The following is a 20,928-nucleotide window of genomic DNA, read 5'->3' on the forward strand; positions in this document are numbered from 1 at the left end:
TCGTAGGATGGTGGGTCGGAACGGTTGTGTTGCAATGCAACAGAAGAATGGAGTGACCAAACGGTGCGGCTGGCCTCTCGACCATGATTTCAGAGGATCAACTGAAGCGTGTCGCCGCCTGGGCACGCGAGCTCACGCCAGCGGAGATCGAGGTCGCCCGCGCCGGGATCACGGAACGGTCTTACGACACCGGCGAGACCGTATTCATGCGGGGCGATAAGTTCGATTACTGGGCCGGCATGGTGAGCGGATTGGCTCGCATGGGCGGGGTCTCGCGCGACGGCAAAGAGACGAGCCTTGCCGGGCTCACCGCGGGCGCCTGGTTCGGCGAGGGCAGCGTGCTCAAGAACGAACTGCGTCGCTATGATGTGGTCGCGCTACGCGACAGCCGGGTGGCGTTGATGGAGCGCGCGGCCTTCATGTGGCTGTTCGAGAACAGCGTCGGCTTCAATCGCTTCCTGGTGCGCCAGCTCAACGAGCGGCTCGGCCAGTTCATCGGCATGCTGGAAGTCAATCGCACGCTCGATGCGACCGCCCGGCTTGCCCGAAGCATTGCCTCGCTGTTCAATCCGATCCTTTATCCGGAATCGACCGCGCATCTGGAGATCACCCAGGAGGAGATCGGGGCGCTGTCGGGCATGTCGCGCCAGAACGCCAATCGCGCGCTGAACCGGCTCGAGAAGGAGGGGTTGCTGCGATTGGAGTATGGCGGCGTCACGATCCTCAATGTGGAGCGGCTGCGCGGGTATGGAGATTAGCGCGCGTTGGCGGGTGCATGTACCGGCCAGAGGTCGGCGCGCCAGCGGATCGCGATGGCTAGCATCGCGATGAAACCCGCGGCGGCATAGAGCGAGCCCGTCGCAGAATAGCCGATGATGTCGATCAGGCTGCCGGCCACGAGCAATCCGATCGGCAGGCCGTAGATCACCATCATGCGCACCCCCATCACGCGGCCGCGCAGATGCGCGCTGGCCGTCCGCATCAGGATCACGGCGGCTGAGATCATCGACATGCTCTGGGCCATACCGGCGAGCACGAGGCAGGCCATTGCGACCGGCATGGTCCTGATCTCGACGAACACCAGCAGCAGCGTGTACCAGGCCAGGGTGGCGCCGATCAGGAGTCGGGCAATGCGCAGGCCGCTGACAAGAGTGAGCGTGACGGAGCCGATCAGCGAGCCCAAGGCGAAGCTTGCCGAGAGATAACCGAGGCCGGTCTGGTCGGTATGAAAGATGTCGCGGGCGACGTAAGGCAGCAATCCATTCGTCAGCGGGAACGCCGTGAGATTGGTTAGGAATGCGACGCAAAGCGCGGCCAGCATGGCCGGCCCGTTCCAGGAATACACGAGGCCTTCCTTGAGGTCGCGCAGCAGCCGCGAGCCCGAATGGCTCTCCACCGCGCGATGCTCGGCTGACTTCGCCGGTCGGGTCAGGCACAGCATCAGAACCGCGGCCACGAAATAAAGGCAGGCGATTACTGCATAGACTTTGCCGATGCCGAAGGTCGCGAACAGCCCGGCGCCCGTCAGCGCCCCGGCGATGCGTGCACTGTCCTGGGTCGTGCGTGACAGGCTGATCGCCCCGACCAGCAGCTCGGCCGGCATGATGTCGGCAAGCAGCGCGCTGCGCAGGCCGAGATCCGAGGAGCGGATCAGGCCCATGACCGTCACGATGACCATCACCTTGAGCGGCGCCAGATGACCGGTCAGCGCGAGCACCATGATGGTCGAGGCGAGCGCCGTATAGGTGAGGCGCAGCATGACCAGGAGGTCGCGGTGACCGATGCGATCCCCGACCATCCCGAGCACCGGAGCAATCAGCGTTCCCAGATATTGCAGCGACGCGAGGACGGTCAGCAACAGCACCGAGCCTGTTTCGACCAGGATGTACCAGCCGAGCACCAGCGTCTCGATCTCGAATGCCCAGGAGGTGAGCAGATCGGACGGCCACTGGAAACGATAGTTGCGGATGCGGAATGGTGCGAGCGCCGAACGCCGTGCGGTTGTGCTCAAAACGCGATGACGGGTTTCATGGCGATTCCCTGCCCTTGTTCTTCCTTGTTCTTCAGTTCGGCAGCGTAGCGGTGATGGCGCTCGTGTCAATCGACGCTGTCGCATGCCGACATGCGGCGGCTTGCGTGCGGGTGGCGCGCCGCGGCCGTCTACGATTCTCTGGTGCACCCGCAGCATTGCTGCGACGCTCAGCCCGTCGGGGAGGGTACTCCGGATGCCGCTTGCTCTTCCGGCGCGTCAAGCCCATTCTGATCCGGTCTTGCTCGATCAAGGGTCTGAAAGGTCTTGGGCATGACGTGCGCAGGTTGCGGTTCTGAGGTTCAGAGCGGCTTTGCCTTCTGCCCGAAATGCGGCACGAAGCAGCCGGAGGCGTGCCCCGGCTGTGGGTTTCCATGCGCACCGGATTTCGCGTATTGCCCGAAATGCGGCACCTGTGTCCGTGGGGTCCCTCCACCCGGAGCACAGGCGCGCCCGACACTGCCGATCAGGGCGTCTTCACCGCCGCTGGCGCCGACAGCAGACACTCAACAGGCATTTCGATCACAGCAGGACAAGATCGACAGCGAACCAAACCGGCGCACCATCACTGTGCTGTTTGCCGATCTCAGCGGCTTCACGAGTATGAGCGAGCGCCTCGACCCGGAGGTCATGCAGAGGCTTCAGAACGAACTGTTCGCTGAACTGACGGCGTCGGTGCAAGGCTTTGGCGGCTTCGTGGACAAGTTCATCGGCGATGCGCTTCTGGCGCTGTTCGGTGCGCCGGCTGCGCATGAGGACGATCCGGAGCGGGCGGTCCGCGCTGCCATCGACATGATCGAGCGAACGGCGCAGCTCAGCGAACGGGTGAAGGCGTTTGCCGGCTCACCCCTGCTGCTCCATATCGGTATCAACACCGGGCATGTGGTTGCGGGTGGATTGGGTGTGGGCGTTGCCAAATCCTACTCCGTGACAGGCGATACCGTGAACACCGCTCAGCGACTGCAGTCGATGGCGCCGCCGGATCAGGTGCTGGTTGGGCCGTTGACCTATCGCCTGACCCGGCACGCATTCGCGTATGAATCGCTTGGCGAGGTCTCGCTCAAAGGCAAGATGGGCAGCGTCCTGATCCATCGCCTGAAGGGTCTGCTCGACGTGCCGCGCGCGGCACGAGGCCTCGACACGCTAGGTCTCAGTGCGCCCCTGATCGGCCGCGACGACGAGCTTGCGCGCGTGATCGGAAGCCTCGATCTCGCATGCGGCGGGGCAGCGCAACTGGTGCGGCTGGTCGGCGAAGCGGGCATCGGCAAATCGCGTCTGGTGAACGAATTCGTCGCTCGTATCCGCGACGAAGAGCGTTTCGAGGGAGTGGCGATCCGGCAGGCCGTCTGCTCGCCGCTCGGCGAACAATCCTACGGCACGCTCGCCGCAGTGCTGCGCAGCGCCTATGGCATCGCGCAGAAGGCCAGCGCCGCAGAAACCAAGGCCAGGCTGACTGAAGCGCTGTCAGAGCTTGGCCTTGCGGCCGAGGAGGCGGAACGCTTGATGCCGCTCTATGTCCATGTTCTCGGTCTCGGCGCTGCGGACGCCGTACTGCAGCACATCGAACCCGAACAGCTCCAACGGCAGATATTCTTTGCGATCCGGACTGTCTTCGAACGGCGCCTGGCCCTGTCGCCGCTTCTGATCATTGTCGAGGATCTGCACTGGGCCGATGCCGTGTCTCTCGAAGCACTGCGGTTCCTGATGGACCGGCTGGAGCGCAGACGGTTGATGCTGTTGTTTACGCATCGGCCGATGCTGGAACTGGATCAGTTCGGTTCGAGCCGGATCAGTCACACCACCATTCGATTGCCGCCGCTCGGTGACACCGATGGACAAAAGCTGCTCGCGGCTTTTTTCAGTCACGGCTGGCGGGAGCAGCCCGGAAATCTGTTCAGTCGCATCCTGGAGCGCGCGAGCGGCAATCCGCTTTTCCTCGAAGAGATCATCCGCGGACTCATTGAAGCTGGCGCCCTGGAGCGTGACGGCCCGCAGTGGCGGATCAAGTCGGATGAAGCCGCCGTCGATATCCCGGCGAGCATTCAAGCTCTGCTGCTGGCGCGCTTGGACCGGCTGCCGCATGAGGTGCGTCGGCTGGCGCAGGAGGCGGCGGTGATCGGCCCGCGCTTCGATGTTGCTCTACTCGGTGCTGTCGCAACCGGGCAGGCGAAGGTCGAACTGGGCGTGGAGCTGCTGTGCGACGCCGAGATTGTTGAGGAAGTCGCGGGCGCCAATTCGATTTCGCTGCGATGCTATCGTTTCGTCCAGACCATGCTTCAGGATGTGATCTATCAAAACTTGCTGTTGCAGCGTCGGATCGAGCTTCATGGGCGCATTGGTGCCGCGCTGGAGCAGCTCTACGGCAACGATCCCGAGCGCCTCGAAGACCTCATCCTGCTCGGACATCACTTCAGCCTCAGCGGGCGCAAGCCGATAGGTGCTCGTTATCTGCGTGCCGCCGGCGATCGCGCGCGCGCAACCTATGCCAATGACGATGCCATCCGTCTCTACCAACAGGCCCTCGCAGTACTGCTAACCGGTGACGAATGTGACCCCGAGCGGCTGGTTCTGTATGAGCGGATCGCGGATCTCTGTGGCGCGGCCGGGCGTCGCAACACGGCCGAAGAGCACTACCATAGCGCGCTCGAGGGGTACCGCGTCGCAGGGGATCGTATCGGTGAAGCGCGCATTCTTCGCAAGCTCGGCCGGTTGTTGTGGGACGCCGGCAAGCGGATCAAGGCCGAGGCGCATTACGCCGACGCAGCTGAACGGCTTGGCGGGGCCGAAGCGCCCATCGAGTGGGCGCACCTCTTGCAGGAGCGGGGGCGGCTCGCCTTTCGTATGGGCGACCACATGGCCGCTGCGAGATGGGCAGACGAGGCGCTTGTCTACGCCCGATCTGCGCCGGCGGCCGCAGACGAGCAGGCCGGACGCGACGCGGCGCGCGCCATTGCCGAGGCTCTCAACACCAAGGGGGTTGCGCTGGCGCGGCTTGGACGACATCCGGAGGCGGTGCGCGAGGTGGAGCAAAGTGTCGCGGCAGCCGAGACTGCCGACCTCCTCAACGTGGTGTGTCGCGGTTACACCAACCTTGGCGTGCTCTATACGATTGTCGATCCGGCGAAAGCCGTCGAGGCCTGCCGGCGTGGACTCGATGTCGCGCGGCGAATTGGGGATCTCGGCTTCCAGGCGCGCCTTCTCGCCAATTTTGCCGTTGCCTGTTGCACCTTCACGGACAGATGCACCGAGGAGGGCGTGCCGGCTGCCGAAAAGGCGATCGAGATCGACCGCGCGCTCGATCAGCGCGAGCATCTCCCGGTTCCTTTGATCGTCCTCGGGCAGATCCATCAGTGCCACTTCCGTCCCGATATGGCCGCTCAGTGCTACAACGAGGCCATCGAGGTAGTGAGCGAGACCGGGGAGCCGCAGCAGCTGTTTCCGTGCTATGATGGTCTTGCGACGTTGAACCTTGATCGAGGCGACATGCCCGAGGCCGAGCGGTATTTTGCGCTGGCCCATGATGTTTGCGCCCGGCACGGGCTCGATCCTGCAGGGCTGATCGTACTGCCGTTTCTTGACTAGCCAATGTGAGGGAGTTCAACCATGTCAGAACGCAATGTGGATGGAACACTTCAGCCGGGCGATCGCGCACCAAACATCGTCCTGGACGCCATCACACGCGAAGGAAAGATCGCACTCGAGGATTATCGCGGGCATAGTCCGATTTTGGTGGGCTTGTTTCGTGGCCTGCACTGCCCGTTCTGTCGGCGCCATATTGCGGCGCAGGCGCAGCTTGACGGCGCGCTGCGCGGGAAGGGCATCGAAAGTCTCACGGTCGTCAACACGCCGATTGACCGGGCGCGGCTCTATTTCCGCTATCATCCACTGCCTAATCTGCTCGCGGCGTCTGATCCCGATCGGGTCTCGCACCGCGCCTTCGGCCTGCCCAATATCGAGTTCACAGAGAACGAGACTGAGTGGCCACGCAGGGTCGGCATGGACGTGGTCATGAGCATGCAAGTGAATATGCCCGGCGAACTACCCGGCCCGATGAATCGGCCGGCAGCCGCGGAATATCTTAACAATAAAGACGGTTACGAGATGACCGAAGCTGATCAACGCATGGCGGCGAGCGGCACGGGTCAGCTCTTCGGCCAGTTCCTGCTCGATCGGGAAGGGGTCGTGCGCTGGAGCTTTACCGAGGTTCCGGATGGCGGTCAGCGCATGTTCGCAGCGCCGAGCCCGCAGGAACTGATGTCCGCCGCCTCGCAGGTGGCGGGCTAGGCGTCGTCGCGATTGGCGCTGCCCTTGGCCGCAGAAGGCACGGACCTGCGCGTTCGAGGTGCAGTATTTCGATCCCTACATCTCCGGTGGGATGTTGCTTCATGCGCGGGTAGGGACACCTACGTCTCTTTGACGGGCAGCTTCTTCGAGAGCGCTGCCGCCATCGCCGAGATTAGCGGGCGCATGAAATAGTGGTCTTCCACCGGTGAGACGTCGGTGCGCAAGCCATGCGCGGCGAGCTCGCCGGAAACTGCCGGTCCGACAGATGCGATCAGGGTCCGCTCGAATCCCGCGCGCAGCTTCGCCTCGCTGCCGTGCGCCTTGGCCGCCTCGAACAACCGGCGAACCTGGCCGAGATTGGTCAGCGCGACGGAATCGATTCTTCCTTCCGCCATGTCGTTGATGGCGGCGACGATGTTGGTATCCGCAGCCTTCGAGTCGTAGGCGTAAGGCAGCACCGTATCGACCTCTGCACCTTGCGCGGCGAGTGCGCCGGTCAGCGCGCTGTGGTCCTTGTCCGGATAGAGCTGAATTCCGAGACGATGTCCCTTCAAATCGAGCTTACCCAGCATCTCGATCACGCCCTCGGTGGTCGGTTTCTCCGTGGAGTGCTGCGCCTCGAGCGAGATTTCGCGCAGCGCCTTGCCCGGCTTCGGCCCGCGGGCGAACTTTCGCGATTTGGCCAGGGCCGCAACCAAGGCTTGATCGAGCCCGCGTGCGCGCGCGAGCTTCATGATCCGCCGCAGGCCTTCGCCGGTCATCAGCACGAGGTCGTCGAACGGCTTGTCAATGGCGCGGCGGATCCAGGCTTCGACCGGAGCCGGGTCCGGAGCATCCTGGATGGTGAACATCGGGCATTGCACGACTTCGGCGCCTTGCTCGGCCAGGAGCTTCGAAAACTGCGCCTCCTCGCGGGTCTCCAGGATCAGGATGCGGGTGCCGTTCAAGCGATCGGCCATGGGCGTACTCCCAGTCAAAATCGCAATCGTCCGTTCATCCTGACTCCGTCGCCGGGATTGGCGCAAGGGTCGCGTCGGTGCTAGACGAGGTCGCAAATCGCCCCTCGTCCCGCGCACCGCTGCACAAACCTTCGTCAAGAGTCATGCCCGATCATCAATACGTTCTGACCCTGTCCTGTCCTGATCGTCCCGGCATCGTTTCGGCGGTGTCGACCTTCCTGGCGAACTCCGGACAGAACATTCTCGACGCCCAGCAGTTCGACGATGTCGAGACCAAGAAATTCTTCATGCGCGTGGTGTTCACTGCGGCCGATCTCGCTGTGGAACTGTCTGCGCTCCAGACCGGCTTCGCCGCGATCGCCGATCGCTTCGGCATGGACTGGCAGATGCGCGACCGCGCTGCGCATCGCAAGGTGATGCTGCTGGTGTCGAAGTCCGACCACTGCTTGGTCGACATCCTCTACCGGTGGCGGACCGGCGAATTGCCGATGACGCTGGCCGCGATCGTCTCCAACCATCCGCGCGAGGTCTATGCCGGGCTCGATTTCGGCGGGATCCCGTTCCACTATCTGCCTGTCACCAAGGAGACCAAGAAGGAGCAGGAGGCGCAGATCCTCGAACTCGTCGCCAAGACCGGCACCGATCTCGTTGTGCTCGCCCGCTACATGCAGATCCTGTCGGATGACCTGTCGGCAAAACTGTCGGGGCGCTGCATCAACATCCATCACTCGTTCCTGCCGGGTTTCAAGGGCGCAAAGCCTTATCACCAGGCCCATGAGCGCGGCGTGAAGCTGATCGGCGCCACCGCCCATTACGTCACGCGCGATCTCGACGAAGGCCCGATCATCGACCAGGACGTCGAACGCATCAGCCATCGCGATACGCCGGAGGACCTCGTCCGCAAGGGCCGCGATATCGAGCGACGCGTGTTGGCGCGTGCGATCCGCTATCACCTCGACGACCGCGTCATCCTCAACGGCCGCAAGACTGTGGTGTTTGTGGATTAGCGAATAGTGAGTGGCGAGTAGCGAATAGAAGAGGGGGCCTCATTCGCCACTCCCTATTCGCCAATTCGCCCGCTTCAATGCACCGCGTTGCCCGACGCGGAGCCCGTGGCGCCCTTCTGCGCCTGCTCTTCTTTCTCCCGATCGGCCGCCGGCATCAGCCGCTTGCGCTCGCGCTCTTTCATGTAGGCGTCGTATTGCGGCGTGCCCGGCCGGGGCGGCGCGTCCGCCGGCAGGCCGCCGGCCCATTGCGGAACGTAGTCGCCCATGCCAGCCGCAAGCTTCTCGTTGACGGTGCCACAGCCAGCAAGGCTGCAAGCCAGCAAGGCAACGACGGCAGCGATCATAGGCGAACGGAATCGCATGAGCATATCTTCTGGGTCGAACTGGACCGGAGCGCGAATGGTGGGGCGCCCGATGGACGCAGCGGCGTCACTCTAGTCCTCAATCGGTAAAATTGGCCTATTCGACGGCGGTTTCGTGTGTATACATAAAAGGTAATATAATAAGCTAATCTGCCGTGAGTTGGCTTCCTTCAGCCAATAAAGTATACATCGCGTATGCAGATGAAGATGCCGGGCGGATCAATTCAACGTCGCCTCCGGCGCATGTTCGAATTCTGCAAAGGAGAGGCGGTTTTCTCCAGCCACGCCGCCGTCGGACGCTCCTAGGGTGCTGCATGAACTGGCGACAGGCCGTCCCGTCCGGCGAACGGCTTTCCTTGTTGACACGGACTTTTTATTTGTACAATCGTACAAATCTCGCCTTCGCGGTGGGTCGATCGCGCGGCTTGCACCGAATGGTCGCCCAACGTCCGATTGACAACGGGGTTGCAGAGGACGCCATGTGGCCGCGCGGCATGGCTTGTCCGTAGGTTCAGAGCGCGGCAAGGACCGGGGACTCGGTCCGGCGCACAATTTGTCAGGAATGATGGGGAGGGACATCTGATGTTCGATCGCAGAATCTTTTCACGCACCGCAGCCGCGGCTGTCGTCGTAAGCGTTGCGGGCCTCGCCCCGGCAAACGCGGAGGACACCGTCAAGGTCGGTCTGATCCTTCCGATGACCGGCGGCCAGGCCTCGACCGGCAAGCAGATCGAGAACGCGATCAAGCTCTACATGCAGCAGAATGGCGACACCGTCGCCGGCAAGAAGATCGAGATCATCGTCAAGGACGACGCGGCGATCCCGGACAAGACCAAGACCGCGGCGCAGGAACTGATCGTCAACGAGAAGGTCAATTTCATCGGCGGCTTCGGCGTGACACCGGCAGCGCTCGCGGCCGCGCCGCTGGCAACGCAGGCGAAGATTCCGGAAGTCGTCATGGCAGCCGGCACCTCCATCATCACCGAGCGCTCGCCTTACATCGTGCGCACCAGCTTCACGCTTGCGCAGTCCTCGACCATCATCGGCGACTGGGCCGTGAAGAACGGCATCAAGAAAGTGGCGACGCTGACCTCGGATTACGCGCCGGGCAACGACGCGCTCAACTTCTTCAAGGAGCACTTCACCGCCGGTGGCGGCCAGGTGGTCGAAGAGGTCAAGACGCCGCTTGCCAACCCAGACTTCGCGCCGTTCCTGCAGCGCATGAAAGATGCCAAGCCCGACGCGATCTTCGTGTTCGTGCCGGCGGGCCAGGGCGGCAACTTCATGAAGCAGTATGCCGAGCGCGGCCTCGACAAGGCCGGCATCAAAGTGATCGGACCGGGCGACGTCACCGACGACGACCTCCTCAACAACATGGGCGACGCCGTGCTTGGGACCGTGACCGCGCACATCTATTCGGCGGCGCATCCCTCGCAGATGAACAAGGACTTCGTCGCCGCCTACAAGAAGGCCTTCGGCAATCGTCCGGGCTTCATGGCGGTGAGCGGCTATGACGGCATCCACCTGATCTACGAGGCGCTCAAGAAGACCAATGGCGATACCGACGGCACCAAGCTGGTCGAAGCCATGAAGGGGCAGAAGTGGGAGAGCCCGCGCGGTCCGATCTCGATCGATCCGGAGACGCGCGACATCATCCAGAACGTCTATATCCGCAAGGTGGAGAAGGTCGACGGCGAGCTCTACAACGTCGAGTTCCAGACCTTTGAAGCCGTCAAGGATCTCGGCAAGACCAAGAAGTGACGCGCGAAAGCGCGTCATCCCGGAACGCGCTTAGCGCGTATCCTGGATCTCGCCGGCCGCTCCAGCGTCATGCCCGGGCTTGTCCCGGGCATCCACGCAAGGCCAGACAAGAACGTGGATGGCCGGGACAAGCCCGGCCATGACACCCAATCTAGACCGGGACGATGACCTCAATCCTCACCAACCTGTTCGATGGCGTGGCTTACGGCATGCTGCTGTTCGTGCTGGCTTGCGGGCTTGCGGTCACGCTCGGCCTGATGAACTTCGTCAATCTCGCCCACGGCGCCTTCGCCATGGCTGGTGGCTATGTCTGCATGCTGCTGGTGAATCAGCACGGCTGGCCGTTCTTCGCGGCCCTGCCGCTCGCCTTCGTCTCCTCCGCGGTGATCGGTATCGTGCTCGAGCGCACGCTCTACCGGCATCTCTATGCGCGCAGCCATCTCGACCAGGTGCTGTTCACGATCGGCTTGGCCTTCATGTCGGTCGCGGCCGTGGACTACATTCAGGGCTCGTCGCGCGTGTTCATCAACCTGCCCGCCGCGCTGCAGGGGCAGTTCGACCTGCTCGGCGTCGGCATTGGCCGCTACCGGTTGATGATCATCGTGATCTGCGGCCTGCTCACCATCGGCCTGCAGATGGTGCTGGCCAAGACTCGCTTCGGCAGCCGCCTGCGCGCTGCGGTCGATGATCCCCGTGCCGCGAGCGGCCTCGGCATCAACGTGCCGCAGGTATTCGCCTTCACCTTTGCCTTTGGCTGCGGTCTCGCCGGCCTCGGCGGTGCACTAAGCGCCGAGATCCTCGGCCTCGATCCGTATTTCCCGCTGAAGTTCATGATCTACTTCCTGATCGTCGTCACCGTCGGCGGCTCGTCCTCGATCACCGGCCCGTTTCTGGCCTCGCTCCTGCTCGGCATCGGCGACGTTGCCGGCAAATATTACGTGCCGAAGATGGGCCCCTTCGTGATCTACACCATGATGATCGTGATCCTGATCTGGCGCCCGAACGGCCTGTTCGGCCGCACGGCCGCGCGTTGAGTTTGCCGATGAGCGCTTCGTCCGACGTAGGGTTTCACGCTCAGCGGCAGGCGCGCTGGCGCTATGCCGAGGCCGCCTTCTGGCTCGTCGTGCTTGCTTGCGGCTTTCTGTTTCCCACGCGCTATCTGATCATGACCGACATCCTGCGGCTGGCGCTGTTTGCGATGTCGCTCGATCTCATCCTCGGTTATGCCGGCATCGTCTCGCTCGGCCATGCCGCCTTCTTCGGTGTCGGTGCCTATGCCGCGGGCCTGCTAGCTCTGCACGGCATCATCAACGAGCCGGTGCTGGCGCTGATCGCCGCGGGCCTTGCAGCGATGGTGCTCGGCTTTGCCACCAGTTTCCTCGTTATTCGGGGCGTCGACCTGACCCGGTTGATGGTCACACTCGGCATCGCGCTGCTGCTGGAGGCGCTCGCCGAGCGCTTCTCGAACATCAGCGGAGGAACCGACGGCCTGCAAGGCATCGAGATGCAGCCGATTCTCGGCGCGATCCCGTTCGACATGTTCGGCAAGGCTGGTTTCTTCTATTCGCTGGCCGTGCTGTTCGTGCTGTTCCTGCTCGCCCGCCGCATCGTGCATTCGCCGTTCGGCCTGTCGCTGCGGGCGATCAAGAACAATCCGCTGCGGGCGGCTGCGATTGGCATCCCCGTCAATCGCCGGCTGATCGCGATCTACACGCTCGCCGCGTTCTACGGCGGCATTGCGGGCGCGCTGTTTACCCAGACCACCGCGATCGCCTCACTCGATGTGTTCGCCTTCGACCGCTCGGCAGATCTGATGCTGGTGCTCGTCATCGGCGGCACCGGCTATCTCTATGGCGGGCTGATCGGCGCCGTGATTTTCCGCATGCTCCAGGAAGTCTTCTCCACCATCACCCCGCAATATTGGCAATTCTGGATCGGCCTTGTGCTGGTCGTGATCGTGCTGGTCGGCCGCCAGCGCCTGCATCGGTGGGTGTTGTATGTGCCGAACCTGATCATCAGGCAGGTTGGGGGCCGCAAGGCCGTCGTCGCCGTGCCGGAGAGCGACGCATGACCATCGCGCTCGAAACCCAGAACCTCGAAAAGCAGTTCGGCGGCCTGCGCGTCACCCGCGATCTCTCCCTCAAGATCGAGCAGGGCGCCCGCCATGCGCTGATCGGACCGAACGGCGCGGGCAAGACCACCGTCATCAACCAGCTGACCGGCGTGCTGAAGCCGAACTCCGGACGCATCCTGCTCGAAGGCCAGGACATCACCGATCTGCCCGTGCACAAGCGCGTGCTGCGGGGGCTGTCGCGGACCTTCCAGATCAACCAGCTCTATCCGGACCTGACGCCGCTCGAAACCGTCGGTCTTGCCGTCTCCGAGCGGCTCGGCCATGGCGGCGACTGGTGGCGGCGAATGGGCACGCGGAGCGACGTCAATGACGAGATCGCCGATCTCCTGACGCGCTTCCACCTGCTCGATATCATGAACGACCAGACCGTGACGCTGCCTTACGGCAAGCAGCGTCTGCTCGAGATCGCAGTTGCGATCGCCGCCAAACCGCGCGTCCTTTTGCTCGACGAGCCCGCTGCTGGCGTGCCCGAGAGCGAGCGCCACGACATTCTCGCGGTGGTCGGCGCGCTGCCGCGCGACGTCACCGTGTTGCTGATCGAGCACGACATGGACCTCGTGTTCTCCTTTGCCGACCGCATCTCGGTGCTGGTCTCCGGCGCGCTGCTGACCGAAGGGCCGCCCGACCAGGTTGCGCGCGATCCGCAAGTGAAGGCAGTCTATCTCGGTGAGGAGGCGGTCAATGTCTGACCTGCTCGCAATCGAGTCTCTTCGCGCCGGCTATGGCGAGGCCGTGGTGCTTCCCAACATGTCCCTGCACCTTGCCGAGGGGCAGGTGCTCGCGCTGCTCGGGCGCAACGGCACCGGCAAGACCACCTTGATCAACTCGATCGTCGGCGTCACCCGCCGCTTCTCCGGGACTGTCGGGCTTGCCGGCACCGACGTCACGACCATGCGACCCGACCAGCGGGCGCGCGCTGGAATCGGCTGGGTGCCGCAGGAGCGCAACATCTTCCGCTCGCTGACGGTCGAGGAGAACATGACCGCGGTGGCGCAACCCGGTCCCTGGACGGTCGAGATGGTCTATGAGATGTTCCCGCGGCTCAAGGAGCGGCGGAGCAACTTCGGCAATCAGCTCTCCGGCGGCGAGCAGCAGATGCTCGCGATCGGTCGCGCGCTGACCCTCAACCCGAAGGTCCTGCTGCTGGACGAGCCGACCGAGGGCCTCGCCCCCATCATCGTCGAGGAGCTGCTGAAGGCGATCGGTACCATCACCCGGGCCGGCGGCATCTGCTCGATCATCGTCGAGCAGAATGCCCAAAAGATTCTGGGGCTCGCCGACCGCGTTGTGATATTGGAGCGCGGAACGATCGTCCATGATGCCCCGAGCGCAGCGCTGAAGGCCGACCCATCGGTCCTGGAGCGTCATCTCGGAGTCGCAGGGGCGGCGGCCCACTAACTCGTCTGACGCGTTTTCTTCCACGCGAGCCGGTACCCACCTCGCTCGACAACGCTATAGAAACTACACGGGAGTTAAGAATGCAGCGAACCAGAGCCCCCTTCCGCGCCGACGAAGTCGGCAGCCTCCTGCGCCCCGCCAAGATCAAGGAAGCCCGCGCAAAGCTCGAGAAGGGCGAGATCTCGGCCGACGATCTGCGCAAGATCGAGGACATGGAGATCGAGAAGGTCGTGCACAAGCAGGCTTCGATCGGCCTGAAACTGGCGACCGATGGCGAATTCCGCCGATCCTGGTGGCACTTCGACTTCCTGGCCAAGCTCACCGGCTGCGAGCTGTTTCATCCCGATACCGGCATCCAGTTCGCGGGCGTGCAGACCCGCCATGACGCAGTGCGGGTGATCGACAAGCTCGACTTCCCAGACAACCACCCGATGCTGGACCACTTCCGCTTCTTGAAGAAGTATGCCGACCAGGCGCACGTCACCGCCAAGATGACGATCCCTTCGCCGGCGGTGCTGCACTTCCGCGGCGGCCGCAAGTCGATCTCCAAGGACGTCTACCCCGATCTCGACGCCTTCTACGAGGACCTCGGCAAGACCTATCGCAAGGCGGTGAAGGCGTTCTACGATGCCGGCTGCCGTTATCTCCAGTTCGACGATACCGTCTGGGCCTATCTCTGCTCGCAGGACGAATTGCAGAAGGCGCGTGAGCGCGGCGACAATCCGGATGGTCTCCAGCAGATCTACGCCCGCATCATCAATTACGCGCTGGCCGAGAAGCCCGCCGACATGGTGGTGACGACGCATGTCTGCCGCGGCAACTTCCGCTCGACCTGGATTTCCTCGGGCGGCTATGAGCCCGTGGCCGAGACCATGCTCGCCGGCACCAATTACGACGGCTACTTCCTGGAGTACGACAGCGATCGCGCCGGCGGCTTCGAGCCGCTCCGCTTCTTGCCCAAGGGCAATAAGGTCGTCGTGGTCGGCGTCATTACCTCGAAATTCGGCGAGCTCGAGAAGAAGGACGACATCAAGCGCCGTATCGAGGAAGCCTCCAAGTTCGCGCCGCTGGAGCAGCTCGCGCTATCGCCGCAATGCGGCTTTGCTTCGACGGAAGAGGGCAACGTCCTCTCCGAGGAAGAGCAATGGGCCAAGCTCAGCCTCGCCGTGGAGATCGCGAAGGAAGTGTGGGGCAATTAAGTTGCCATGTGGCCGGGATGCTCCGCGAAGGCGGGCATCCCGGCGGCGTGATGAGAACCGAAGGGTAGATCACCGCGTCGTGCTATTCTGCGGCAACCCGCGCAGGCTCCGCCGCCTGCCGGGTCACGGCGCTCACCACGATCAGCACGATGAAATTCAAGATCAGCGCGACAATGCCGATGTTGAGATCCTGAATCTCCGGCGGCAGCCATGGCAGCTTGTGAAAGTTCGCGCCAGTCAGGCTGACGACGGCAACCGTGGCTACGCCGGCGACAATGCCCGCCACGGCGCCTTCGCGTGTCGCGATGTTGCGTTGTGCGAGGCTGAGCACCAAGGATGGAAAGAGCTGAGTGACCAGGCTGTAGCCCATCAGCAGCAACGCCACGATGGTCTCCCCGCCCTTCAACGTGAAGAACACGGCAACCAGCGCCACCACCGGCACCAGGAGCCGTGCCATCAGAGACACTCTTCGATCGTCAGCCGACGGATCAAGGGCGCGGTAAAGATTGTTGGCGATCAAGGTCGCTGCAGTCATCAGGATCATCGATCCAGGCACCAGCGCAGTGAGCACACCGGTCGCGCCGATCACACCGACAAACCAGGGGTCGAATGTCTTCACGGAGAGCTTGAACAGAGCCAAGTCGATGTTCGGGCCACTGAGCCCGGGAACCTGAAGGATCGCTGCGAAGCCGACGAAAAACACGAACAGCAGGATAAGCTGATAGAGCGGCAGCACGATCGCGTTCTTGCGTATGACCCTGGCGCTTCTGGCCGTATAGATCGAGCCGAAGCTATGCGGCCACATGTAAAATCCGAGCGCCGTGAGCAGCACGGTCGAGGAAAACCACCACAGGCTTTCGCCGTGCGGCGGCAGCACGGTGAATCCTGGCTTCGCCTGTTCGATCGCCGAGAACATCGACGCGAGCCCGCCGTAATAGTGATGGGGTAAGTACATCCCCAGGAAGATGACGACGATGAGGATCAAGAGATCCTTGGCGACCGCGGTCCAGGCCGAGCCGTGTACGCCTGAGACCATCACATAGGCGGCCACGACAATTGCGCCGGTCCAGATCGCGACGGTGGAGGAGATCGCCCCATAGCCGGCGACCTCGACGATAATACCGAGCCCCTTGAACTGAAGGACGAGGTAGGGGATCAACGCCACGATATCGACGATCGCGACGATGACACCCAGTGTCGGACTATCGTATTTGCGCACGAAGAAGTCCGATTGGGAGTAGAGCCGGTGCTCCTTGGCATAGCGCCAGATCGGCGGCAGCATGAAATAGGACAGCACGTAGGCCAGCGTGCCATAGGAGAGAATGTAATAAGCTGGGGCACCCTTGCCGTAGGCGTAGCCGCTGCCCCCGAGGAAGGTGAAGGTCGTGTAGATTTCTCCGGCGAGCAGCAGGAACACGAAGATCGCGCCGAAGCCGCGCCCGCCCACGGTCCACTGTTCCAGGCTCATGTCCTTGCCGCGACGGGCGAGAAAGCCCAGCGCAAGCGCCAGCAGCGCGGCGGCGGCAATGAAGGGCAGCGCGCCGTTCACGACTCATTCCCCCGGTTGGCGGGATCGGCCGCGTAGATCACGGCCATGATGAGTGACGTGATCAGGATCCACACCACGATCCAGGCCAGCAGGAACGGCAGGCCGAGGATCAGTGGATCCACCCGATTGACGAAGAACGGGCCGATAATCAGCGCGAGGAACGGAATAATGGCAATCCAGCGGATATTGCGCATGGACAAAAGACTCTTGTTCACGGTGAGAACCGATGCCTTTTGTGAAAGTTCCTGATTGCTACCAATTGCTAGGGAAGCGTTCGGGCCCGGTCAAAGCTGGGCGATGACAACAAGTGTGCGGCGGATGGCCTCTCGATCCTGACGTGGTGGCACAATCGCCACCCTTACTTCTCCGCCAGATAAACTTCGCCCAGTAGCGATGAGTTCGACCACGGCACCTGCTTGTTCTTCGTGGCCGAGACCACCTCCGCCCGCACGCGTGTCAGCATCTGTTGCACCTCCAGCCCAGGCGTGCCGAGGTGGCGGGACAGCGCGGCGGAGAATGGCGAGTTGGCGCCTTCGCCGTCGAGCGCGACCTGGCCCGGCGCGGTCGCGAATGCGATCAGCGTGCCGGCTCCCAGCGTTGCACCGGATCCGAGGCTTGACGGCGCAGCGAGGCCAGATGTGCCCTCGATGCCGCGGCTGCTGCCGGCGCTTGCGACCTGCTGCGCCATTGGATTGTTGCGGCAGGCATCGAAGATCAGAATGTTGGTGCGGACCTGATCGTCGAGACCGGCCATGATCGTATCCATTTCGATCATCGCTTCCGTCATGCTGCCGCCTGCCTTGAGCTCGACGTCGACAGGAATGAGATAGTTGCGCCCGTCGATCTGCACGCCGTGGCCGGCGTAATAGACCAATGCCAGCTGTGCCCGTGCCGCCTCGCGCAGAAAATCGCGCGTCATCTTCTGCATCGCGGCGCGGTCGAGATCGACGCCCTCCGACACAATGAAGCCAATGTCGCGCAGGCTTTTTGCCACGGCGCGTGCGTCGTTGGGCGGATTGGGGAGTGCCTTCACATGCGCGTAGGCGCCGTTGCCAATCACCAGCGCCATGCGGGTGCCGCGAATGGCGGGTGCAGGCGAGGGCTGCGATGCAGCACCCGTCTGCTGCGGCACGGGAGTCATCTGCGAGGGCGCATCACGCGGGATCGGCGCGGCTGCATCGCTCACCAATGACAACCGCACCTTTGCGGTGGCCTGATTGGCCTTGCTGCCCGCGTCGGACGCCACGATCGCCAGCGTGGCGTTGTAGTCGTCCTTTGCGCGTGCATAGTCGCCCTTGGCCTCATAGGCCAGCGCGCGATGCGTATAGGCGGAGATCAGCACGCTGTTCGGCGGCGTCATGATGTTGACCGGCGGCTTGTCCTTGGCGAGCCGGATCGCCTCGCTGCCGTCGGCAATGGCGCGGTCGAGATGGTTCTTCGCGCGCCAGATCGCAGTGCGGTTGATCAGCGGCTGCGGCAGTGTCGGATCGAGCCGGATCGCCTGATTGATGTCCGCGAGCGCGCCGTATTCCCCCAGTGGGCAGAATTTGCTAGAAGGGAAGTCCCAATTTTTCTGCCCACCAACATCCCACCCATGAAGAACGACGAAATCCTGAGCCAAATCACGGAGTTCTGCCGCAAGGCGGACATGGCGGAATCGACGTTCGGCCGGCGTGCGGTGAACGATGGGAAGCTCGTGCACCGCCTGCGCGAGGGCAAACGGATCACTATCGACACGCTGGAGCGGATCCAGGCCTATATCGCCGCCTCGACGACCGGCGGCCTGCCACCTCCGCGTGGGCTTCAGGTGCCCCCGGAAAAGCGCGATCCACGAGGTAATTTCCGCTTCTTCGAGAACCGGCAGAAATATCTGCTGTTCGTCCACACCTGCAGCGAGAAGCGGGTGATCGCCGACCGGGTTGCGCTGGAGCTTGCCACCATCCATCCACGCCCGCCGGCTTTGCGCATTTTCGACGCCGGGGTCGGCGACGGTACGGTGCTGGCGCGGGTGCTCCGCGCCACGCACCAGCGCTATCCCCACATGCCGTTCTACGTCGCGGGCAAGGAGCTCAGCCTCGAAGATCTACGCCTGTCGCTGGAGAAGGTGCCCGATCGCATTTTCGAGCATCCGGCATCGGTTTTCGTCTTCACCAACATGTTCTACTCGGAGGCACCCTGGCTGACGCCGGCGTCGCCGGCTGCCGCCGCCGCCACGGTGTGGCACGAGGTCCCGCTGCGGGGCGCCTCGTCGGGCGAGTTCGAGCAGCAGATTGCCGAGCTGCGGCCGTTTCTGGAGCAGAACTGGCGTGCCGCGATCAGCCCACGCACGGCCATGCCGCTGTATGAGCGGCCGGTCGTTCTCGTGCTTTATCGCGAGGACCACCGATTCCTGCTTGATTCGACCATTCCGCGGCCGGGTCAGACCGAGGCGAATTTCGACCTCGTCATTGCATCCCAACCATACCGGGCCCTGTCCTCCGTCAACTTCCGGGCCAAGCGGATCATTGCACCCCTGGCACGGGCCTTGCGGCCGGGCGGCCGCCTGATCGGTATCCACTCCCATGGTCACGATCCCGGCATGGAAATGATCCAGGCCATCTGGCCCGGAGAAAATCCTTTCTCGGTGAGCCGTCATGAGCTATTGCGCGCCGTTAAGTACGAGCTCGGATCGTTGGGCCGCGACCTAAATTTTAATGCTTACGCGGATAACCGTTCGATCTTCAGGTATGATATGGAAGCGCTGCCCAACGAGGTGACAGGTACGATCGGCACCTCGACGGCCTTTGCAGCGTGGAATGCGGCGGTGTATGTCGCTCAGATTGAGGACGACCGGTTGACAGATATGACTCAAAACGGCCGCACTCTGGATGCCGCCAGGGATGTGCTGCGAAAGTACAACGGGCTTTGGTTTCTCGACGAATCCTACGTCATCTCGCGCCGGCGTGATTGACATAATCCAACAGTAAACATCGCAAACGTCCGCCGGCAGCGGTGGAACAAGGGGTTTCTTGATGCGCGCGTCCTATCTCTTCACCAGCGAGTCCGTGTCCGAAGGCCATCCGGACAAGGTCTGCGACCGGATCTCCGACGAAATCGTCGACCTGTTCTACCGCGAAGGGCCGAAAGCCGGCATCGACCCGTGGCAGATCCGCGCCGCCTGCGAAACGCTCGCGACCACCAACAAGGTGGTGATCGCCGGCGAGACCCGCGGTCCGAAATCGGTGACCAACGAGCAGATCGAAAGCGTCGTGCGCGAAGCCATCAAGGACATTGGCTACGAGCAGGAGGGTTTCCACTGGCAGAAGGCCGACATCGAGATCCTCTTGCACCCGCAGTCGGCCGACATCGCGCAGGGCGTCGATGCGCTGCAGCCGGGCGAAGTCAAGGAAGAGGGCGCGGGCGACCAGGGGATCATGTTCGGCTACGCCACCAACGAGACGCCGGACCTGATGCCGGCGCCGATCTTCTACGCTCACAAGATCCTTCGTCTCATCTCGGAAGCCCGTCACTCCGGCAAGGAGAAGGTGCTGGGCCCGGACTCCAAGAGCCAGGTCACCGTGCAGTACGAGAACGGCAAGCCGGTTGGTGTGCGCGAGATCGTGGTGTCGCACCAGCATTTGATCGAGGACATCTCGTCCAAGCAGATCCGCGACATCGTCGAGCCCTATGTGCGCGAGGCGCTGCCGAAGGACTGGATCACGCCGAAGACGATCTGGCACATCAACCCCACCGGGAAGTTCTTCATCGGCGGTCCTGATGGTGACACTGGGCTGACCGGCCGCAAGATCATCGTCGATACCTACGGTGGCGCGGCCCCGCACGGCGGTGGCGCGTTCTCCGGCAAGGATCCGACCAAGGTCGACCGCTCGGCAGCTTACGCTGCGCGCTACGTCGCCAAGAACATCGTGGCTGCCGGTCTTGCCGATCGCTGCACCTTGCAGCTCGCTTACGCCATCGGCGTGGCGCGGCCGCTGTCGATCTACATCGACACCCACGGCACCGGTAAGGTGTCGGAGGACCAGCTCGAGAAGGCGGCGGCGCAGGCGATGGATCTGACGCCCCGCGGCATCCGCAGCCATCTCGACCTCAACCGTCCGATCTACGCGCGTACCTCGGCCTACGGCCATTTCGGCCGCACGCCCGACAACGAGGGCGGCTTCTCCTGGGAGAAGACCGACCTCGTCGAGCCGCTCAAGCGCGCGCTCTAGTTTTCTTGCGTCATTCCGGGGCGCCGCGACAGCGGCGA

Annotated in this window: 18 protein-coding genes; 12 read left to right on the forward strand and 6 right to left on the reverse strand. The window is 63.2% G+C overall.

All coding sequences use genetic code 11. The features are described from left to right. Window positions 1–83: 83 nt before the first annotated feature. A complete protein-coding gene (locus tag BM374_RS29015; protein WP_092300435.1) occupies window positions 84–758 on the forward strand; it encodes a Crp/Fnr family transcriptional regulator in 675 nt (224 codons plus the stop codon). On the opposite strand, the gene BM374_RS29020 is transcribed toward BM374_RS29015, so the two are convergent. Next, on the reverse strand, window positions 755–2,011 hold the full coding sequence (locus BM374_RS29020; RefSeq protein ID WP_092300438.1) for an MFS transporter: 1,257 nt from the start codon (window positions 2,009–2,011) through the stop codon (window positions 755–757). The two genes, BM374_RS29015 and BM374_RS29020, sit on opposite strands and share 4 nt — an antisense overlap. Window positions 2,012–2,302: 291 nt before the next feature. On the opposite strand from BM374_RS29020, the gene BM374_RS29025 reads away from it, so the two are divergent. Then, the gene (locus tag BM374_RS29025) at window positions 2,303–5,611 is read left to right on the forward strand and encodes an adenylate/guanylate cyclase domain-containing protein (RefSeq protein ID WP_092300440.1); all 3,309 of its coding nucleotides are present in this window, start codon (window positions 2,303–2,305) and stop codon (window positions 5,609–5,611) included. 21 nt (window positions 5,612–5,632) lie between these two features. Further along, window positions 5,633–6,313, forward strand: a complete 681-nt coding sequence (locus BM374_RS29030; RefSeq protein WP_092300443.1) for a peroxiredoxin-like family protein — start codon at window positions 5,633–5,635, stop codon at window positions 6,311–6,313. Window positions 6,314–6,432: 119 nt separating this feature from the next. Here the strand turns inward: BM374_RS29030 and BM374_RS29035 are convergent, their stop codons facing one another. Then, window positions 6,433–7,272 carry a uroporphyrinogen-III synthase gene (locus tag BM374_RS29035; RefSeq protein ID WP_092300446.1) on the reverse strand — a complete coding sequence of 280 codons (840 nt, stop codon included), beginning with the start codon at window positions 7,270–7,272 and terminating at the stop codon, window positions 6,433–6,435. Between the two features lie 143 nt (window positions 7,273–7,415). On the opposite strand from BM374_RS29035, the gene purU reads away from it, so the two are divergent. Then, the gene (gene purU / locus BM374_RS29040) at window positions 7,416–8,279 is read left to right on the forward strand and encodes a formyltetrahydrofolate deformylase (protein ID WP_092300449.1); all 864 of its coding nucleotides are present in this window, start codon (window positions 7,416–7,418) and stop codon (window positions 8,277–8,279) included. A gap of 74 nt (window positions 8,280–8,353) precedes the next feature. Here purU and BM374_RS29045 read toward each other — a convergent pair whose 3' ends face one another. Continuing rightward, on the reverse strand, window positions 8,354–8,647 hold the full coding sequence (locus tag BM374_RS29045) for a hypothetical protein (protein ID WP_092300452.1): 294 nt from the start codon (window positions 8,645–8,647) through the stop codon (window positions 8,354–8,356). A gap of 576 nt (window positions 8,648–9,223) precedes the next feature. Here BM374_RS29045 and BM374_RS29050 point away from each other — a divergent pair. From BM374_RS29050 to BM374_RS29075, 6 genes are all read left to right on the forward strand, one after another. Next, the gene (locus BM374_RS29050) at window positions 9,224–10,402 is read left to right on the forward strand and encodes an ABC transporter substrate-binding protein (protein ID WP_092300455.1); all 1,179 of its coding nucleotides are present in this window, start codon (window positions 9,224–9,226) and stop codon (window positions 10,400–10,402) included. Window positions 10,403–10,566: 164 nt separating this feature from the next. Beyond that, on the forward strand, window positions 10,567–11,436 hold the full coding sequence (locus tag BM374_RS29055) for a branched-chain amino acid ABC transporter permease (protein WP_092300458.1): 870 nt from the start codon (window positions 10,567–10,569) through the stop codon (window positions 11,434–11,436). Window positions 11,437–11,444: 8 nt separating this feature from the next. After that, window positions 11,445–12,473: a branched-chain amino acid ABC transporter permease gene (locus tag BM374_RS29060; RefSeq protein WP_092300461.1), complete on the forward strand. Its 1,029-nt coding sequence runs from the start codon at window positions 11,445–11,447 to the stop codon at window positions 12,471–12,473. Further along, on the forward strand, window positions 12,470–13,225 hold the full coding sequence (locus BM374_RS29065) for an ABC transporter ATP-binding protein (protein ID WP_092300464.1): 756 nt from the start codon (window positions 12,470–12,472) through the stop codon (window positions 13,223–13,225). The genes BM374_RS29060 and BM374_RS29065 overlap by 4 nt, the downstream gene beginning before the upstream one ends. Beyond that, window positions 13,218–13,934 carry an ABC transporter ATP-binding protein gene (locus BM374_RS29070; RefSeq protein ID WP_092300467.1) on the forward strand — a complete coding sequence of 239 codons (717 nt, stop codon included), beginning with the start codon at window positions 13,218–13,220 and terminating at the stop codon, window positions 13,932–13,934. The genes BM374_RS29065 and BM374_RS29070 overlap by 8 nt, the downstream gene beginning before the upstream one ends. Window positions 13,935–14,014: 80 nt before the next feature. Continuing rightward, on the forward strand, window positions 14,015–15,133 hold the full coding sequence (locus tag BM374_RS29075) for a cobalamin-independent methionine synthase II family protein (RefSeq protein WP_092300470.1): 1,119 nt from the start codon (window positions 14,015–14,017) through the stop codon (window positions 15,131–15,133). A gap of 82 nt (window positions 15,134–15,215) precedes the next feature. On the opposite strand, the gene BM374_RS29080 is transcribed toward BM374_RS29075, so the two are convergent. From BM374_RS29080 to BM374_RS29090, 3 genes are all read right to left on the reverse strand, one after another. Next, window positions 15,216–16,682 (reverse strand): sodium:solute symporter family protein, encoded by a 1,467-nt coding sequence (locus BM374_RS29080; protein WP_210188601.1) that lies wholly within the window; start codon window positions 16,680–16,682, stop codon window positions 15,216–15,218. Beyond that, entirely contained in the window at window positions 16,679–16,876 is a 198-nt protein-coding gene (locus tag BM374_RS29085; RefSeq protein ID WP_092300473.1) for a DUF3311 domain-containing protein, read from the reverse strand. The genes BM374_RS29080 and BM374_RS29085 overlap by 4 nt, the downstream gene beginning before the upstream one ends. 164 nt (window positions 16,877–17,040) lie before the next feature. Then, window positions 17,041–18,384 carry a caspase family protein gene (locus tag BM374_RS29090; protein WP_244552721.1) on the reverse strand — a complete coding sequence of 448 codons (1,344 nt, stop codon included), beginning with the start codon at window positions 18,382–18,384 and terminating at the stop codon, window positions 17,041–17,043. Here BM374_RS29090 and BM374_RS29095 point away from each other — a divergent pair. After that, window positions 18,277–19,632 carry a hypothetical protein gene (locus BM374_RS29095; RefSeq protein ID WP_092300476.1) on the forward strand — a complete coding sequence of 452 codons (1,356 nt, stop codon included), beginning with the start codon at window positions 18,277–18,279 and terminating at the stop codon, window positions 19,630–19,632. The two genes, BM374_RS29090 and BM374_RS29095, sit on opposite strands and share 108 nt — an antisense overlap. Before the next feature lie 61 nt (window positions 19,633–19,693). Continuing rightward, a complete protein-coding gene (gene metK, locus BM374_RS29100; RefSeq protein ID WP_092300479.1) occupies window positions 19,694–20,890 on the forward strand; it encodes a methionine adenosyltransferase in 1,197 nt (398 codons plus the stop codon). Window positions 20,891–20,928 lie beyond the last annotated feature (38 nt).

The organism is Bradyrhizobium sp. Ghvi (assembly GCF_900115265.1).
Classification (GTDB): domain Bacteria; phylum Pseudomonadota; class Alphaproteobacteria; order Rhizobiales; family Xanthobacteraceae; genus Bradyrhizobium.

Excerpts from the sequence above, each read along its gene's own strand:
- BM374_RS29015 (WP_092300435.1), top strand. The coding sequence starts at position 84 with ATGATTTCAGAGGATCAACTGAAGCGTGTCGCCGCCTGGGCACGCGAG.
- BM374_RS29025 (WP_092300440.1), top strand. The coding sequence starts at position 2,303 with ATGACGTGCGCAGGTTGCGGTTCTGAGGTTCAGAGCGGCTTTGCCTTC.
- BM374_RS29030 (WP_092300443.1), top strand. The coding sequence starts at position 5,633 with ATGTCAGAACGCAATGTGGATGGAACACTTCAGCCGGGCGATCGCGCA.
- BM374_RS29035 (WP_092300446.1), bottom strand. The coding sequence starts at position 7,272 with ATGGCCGATCGCTTGAACGGCACCCGCATCCTGATCCTGGAGACCCGC.
- purU (WP_092300449.1), top strand. The coding sequence starts at position 7,416 with ATGCCCGATCATCAATACGTTCTGACCCTGTCCTGTCCTGATCGTCCC.
- BM374_RS29045 (WP_092300452.1), bottom strand. The coding sequence starts at position 8,647 with ATGCTCATGCGATTCCGTTCGCCTATGATCGCTGCCGTCGTTGCCTTG.
- BM374_RS29050 (WP_092300455.1), top strand. The coding sequence starts at position 9,224 with ATGTTCGATCGCAGAATCTTTTCACGCACCGCAGCCGCGGCTGTCGTC.
- BM374_RS29055 (WP_092300458.1), top strand. The coding sequence starts at position 10,567 with ATGACCTCAATCCTCACCAACCTGTTCGATGGCGTGGCTTACGGCATG.
- BM374_RS29060 (WP_092300461.1), top strand. The coding sequence starts at position 11,445 with ATGAGCGCTTCGTCCGACGTAGGGTTTCACGCTCAGCGGCAGGCGCGC.
- BM374_RS29065 (WP_092300464.1), top strand. The coding sequence starts at position 12,470 with ATGACCATCGCGCTCGAAACCCAGAACCTCGAAAAGCAGTTCGGCGGC.
- BM374_RS29070 (WP_092300467.1), top strand. The coding sequence starts at position 13,218 with ATGTCTGACCTGCTCGCAATCGAGTCTCTTCGCGCCGGCTATGGCGAG.
- BM374_RS29075 (WP_092300470.1), top strand. The coding sequence starts at position 14,015 with ATGCAGCGAACCAGAGCCCCCTTCCGCGCCGACGAAGTCGGCAGCCTC.
- BM374_RS29085 (WP_092300473.1), bottom strand. The coding sequence starts at position 16,876 with ATGCGCAATATCCGCTGGATTGCCATTATTCCGTTCCTCGCGCTGATT.
- BM374_RS29095 (WP_092300476.1), top strand. The coding sequence starts at position 18,277 with ATGAAGAACGACGAAATCCTGAGCCAAATCACGGAGTTCTGCCGCAAG.
- metK (WP_092300479.1), top strand. The coding sequence starts at position 19,694 with ATGCGCGCGTCCTATCTCTTCACCAGCGAGTCCGTGTCCGAAGGCCAT.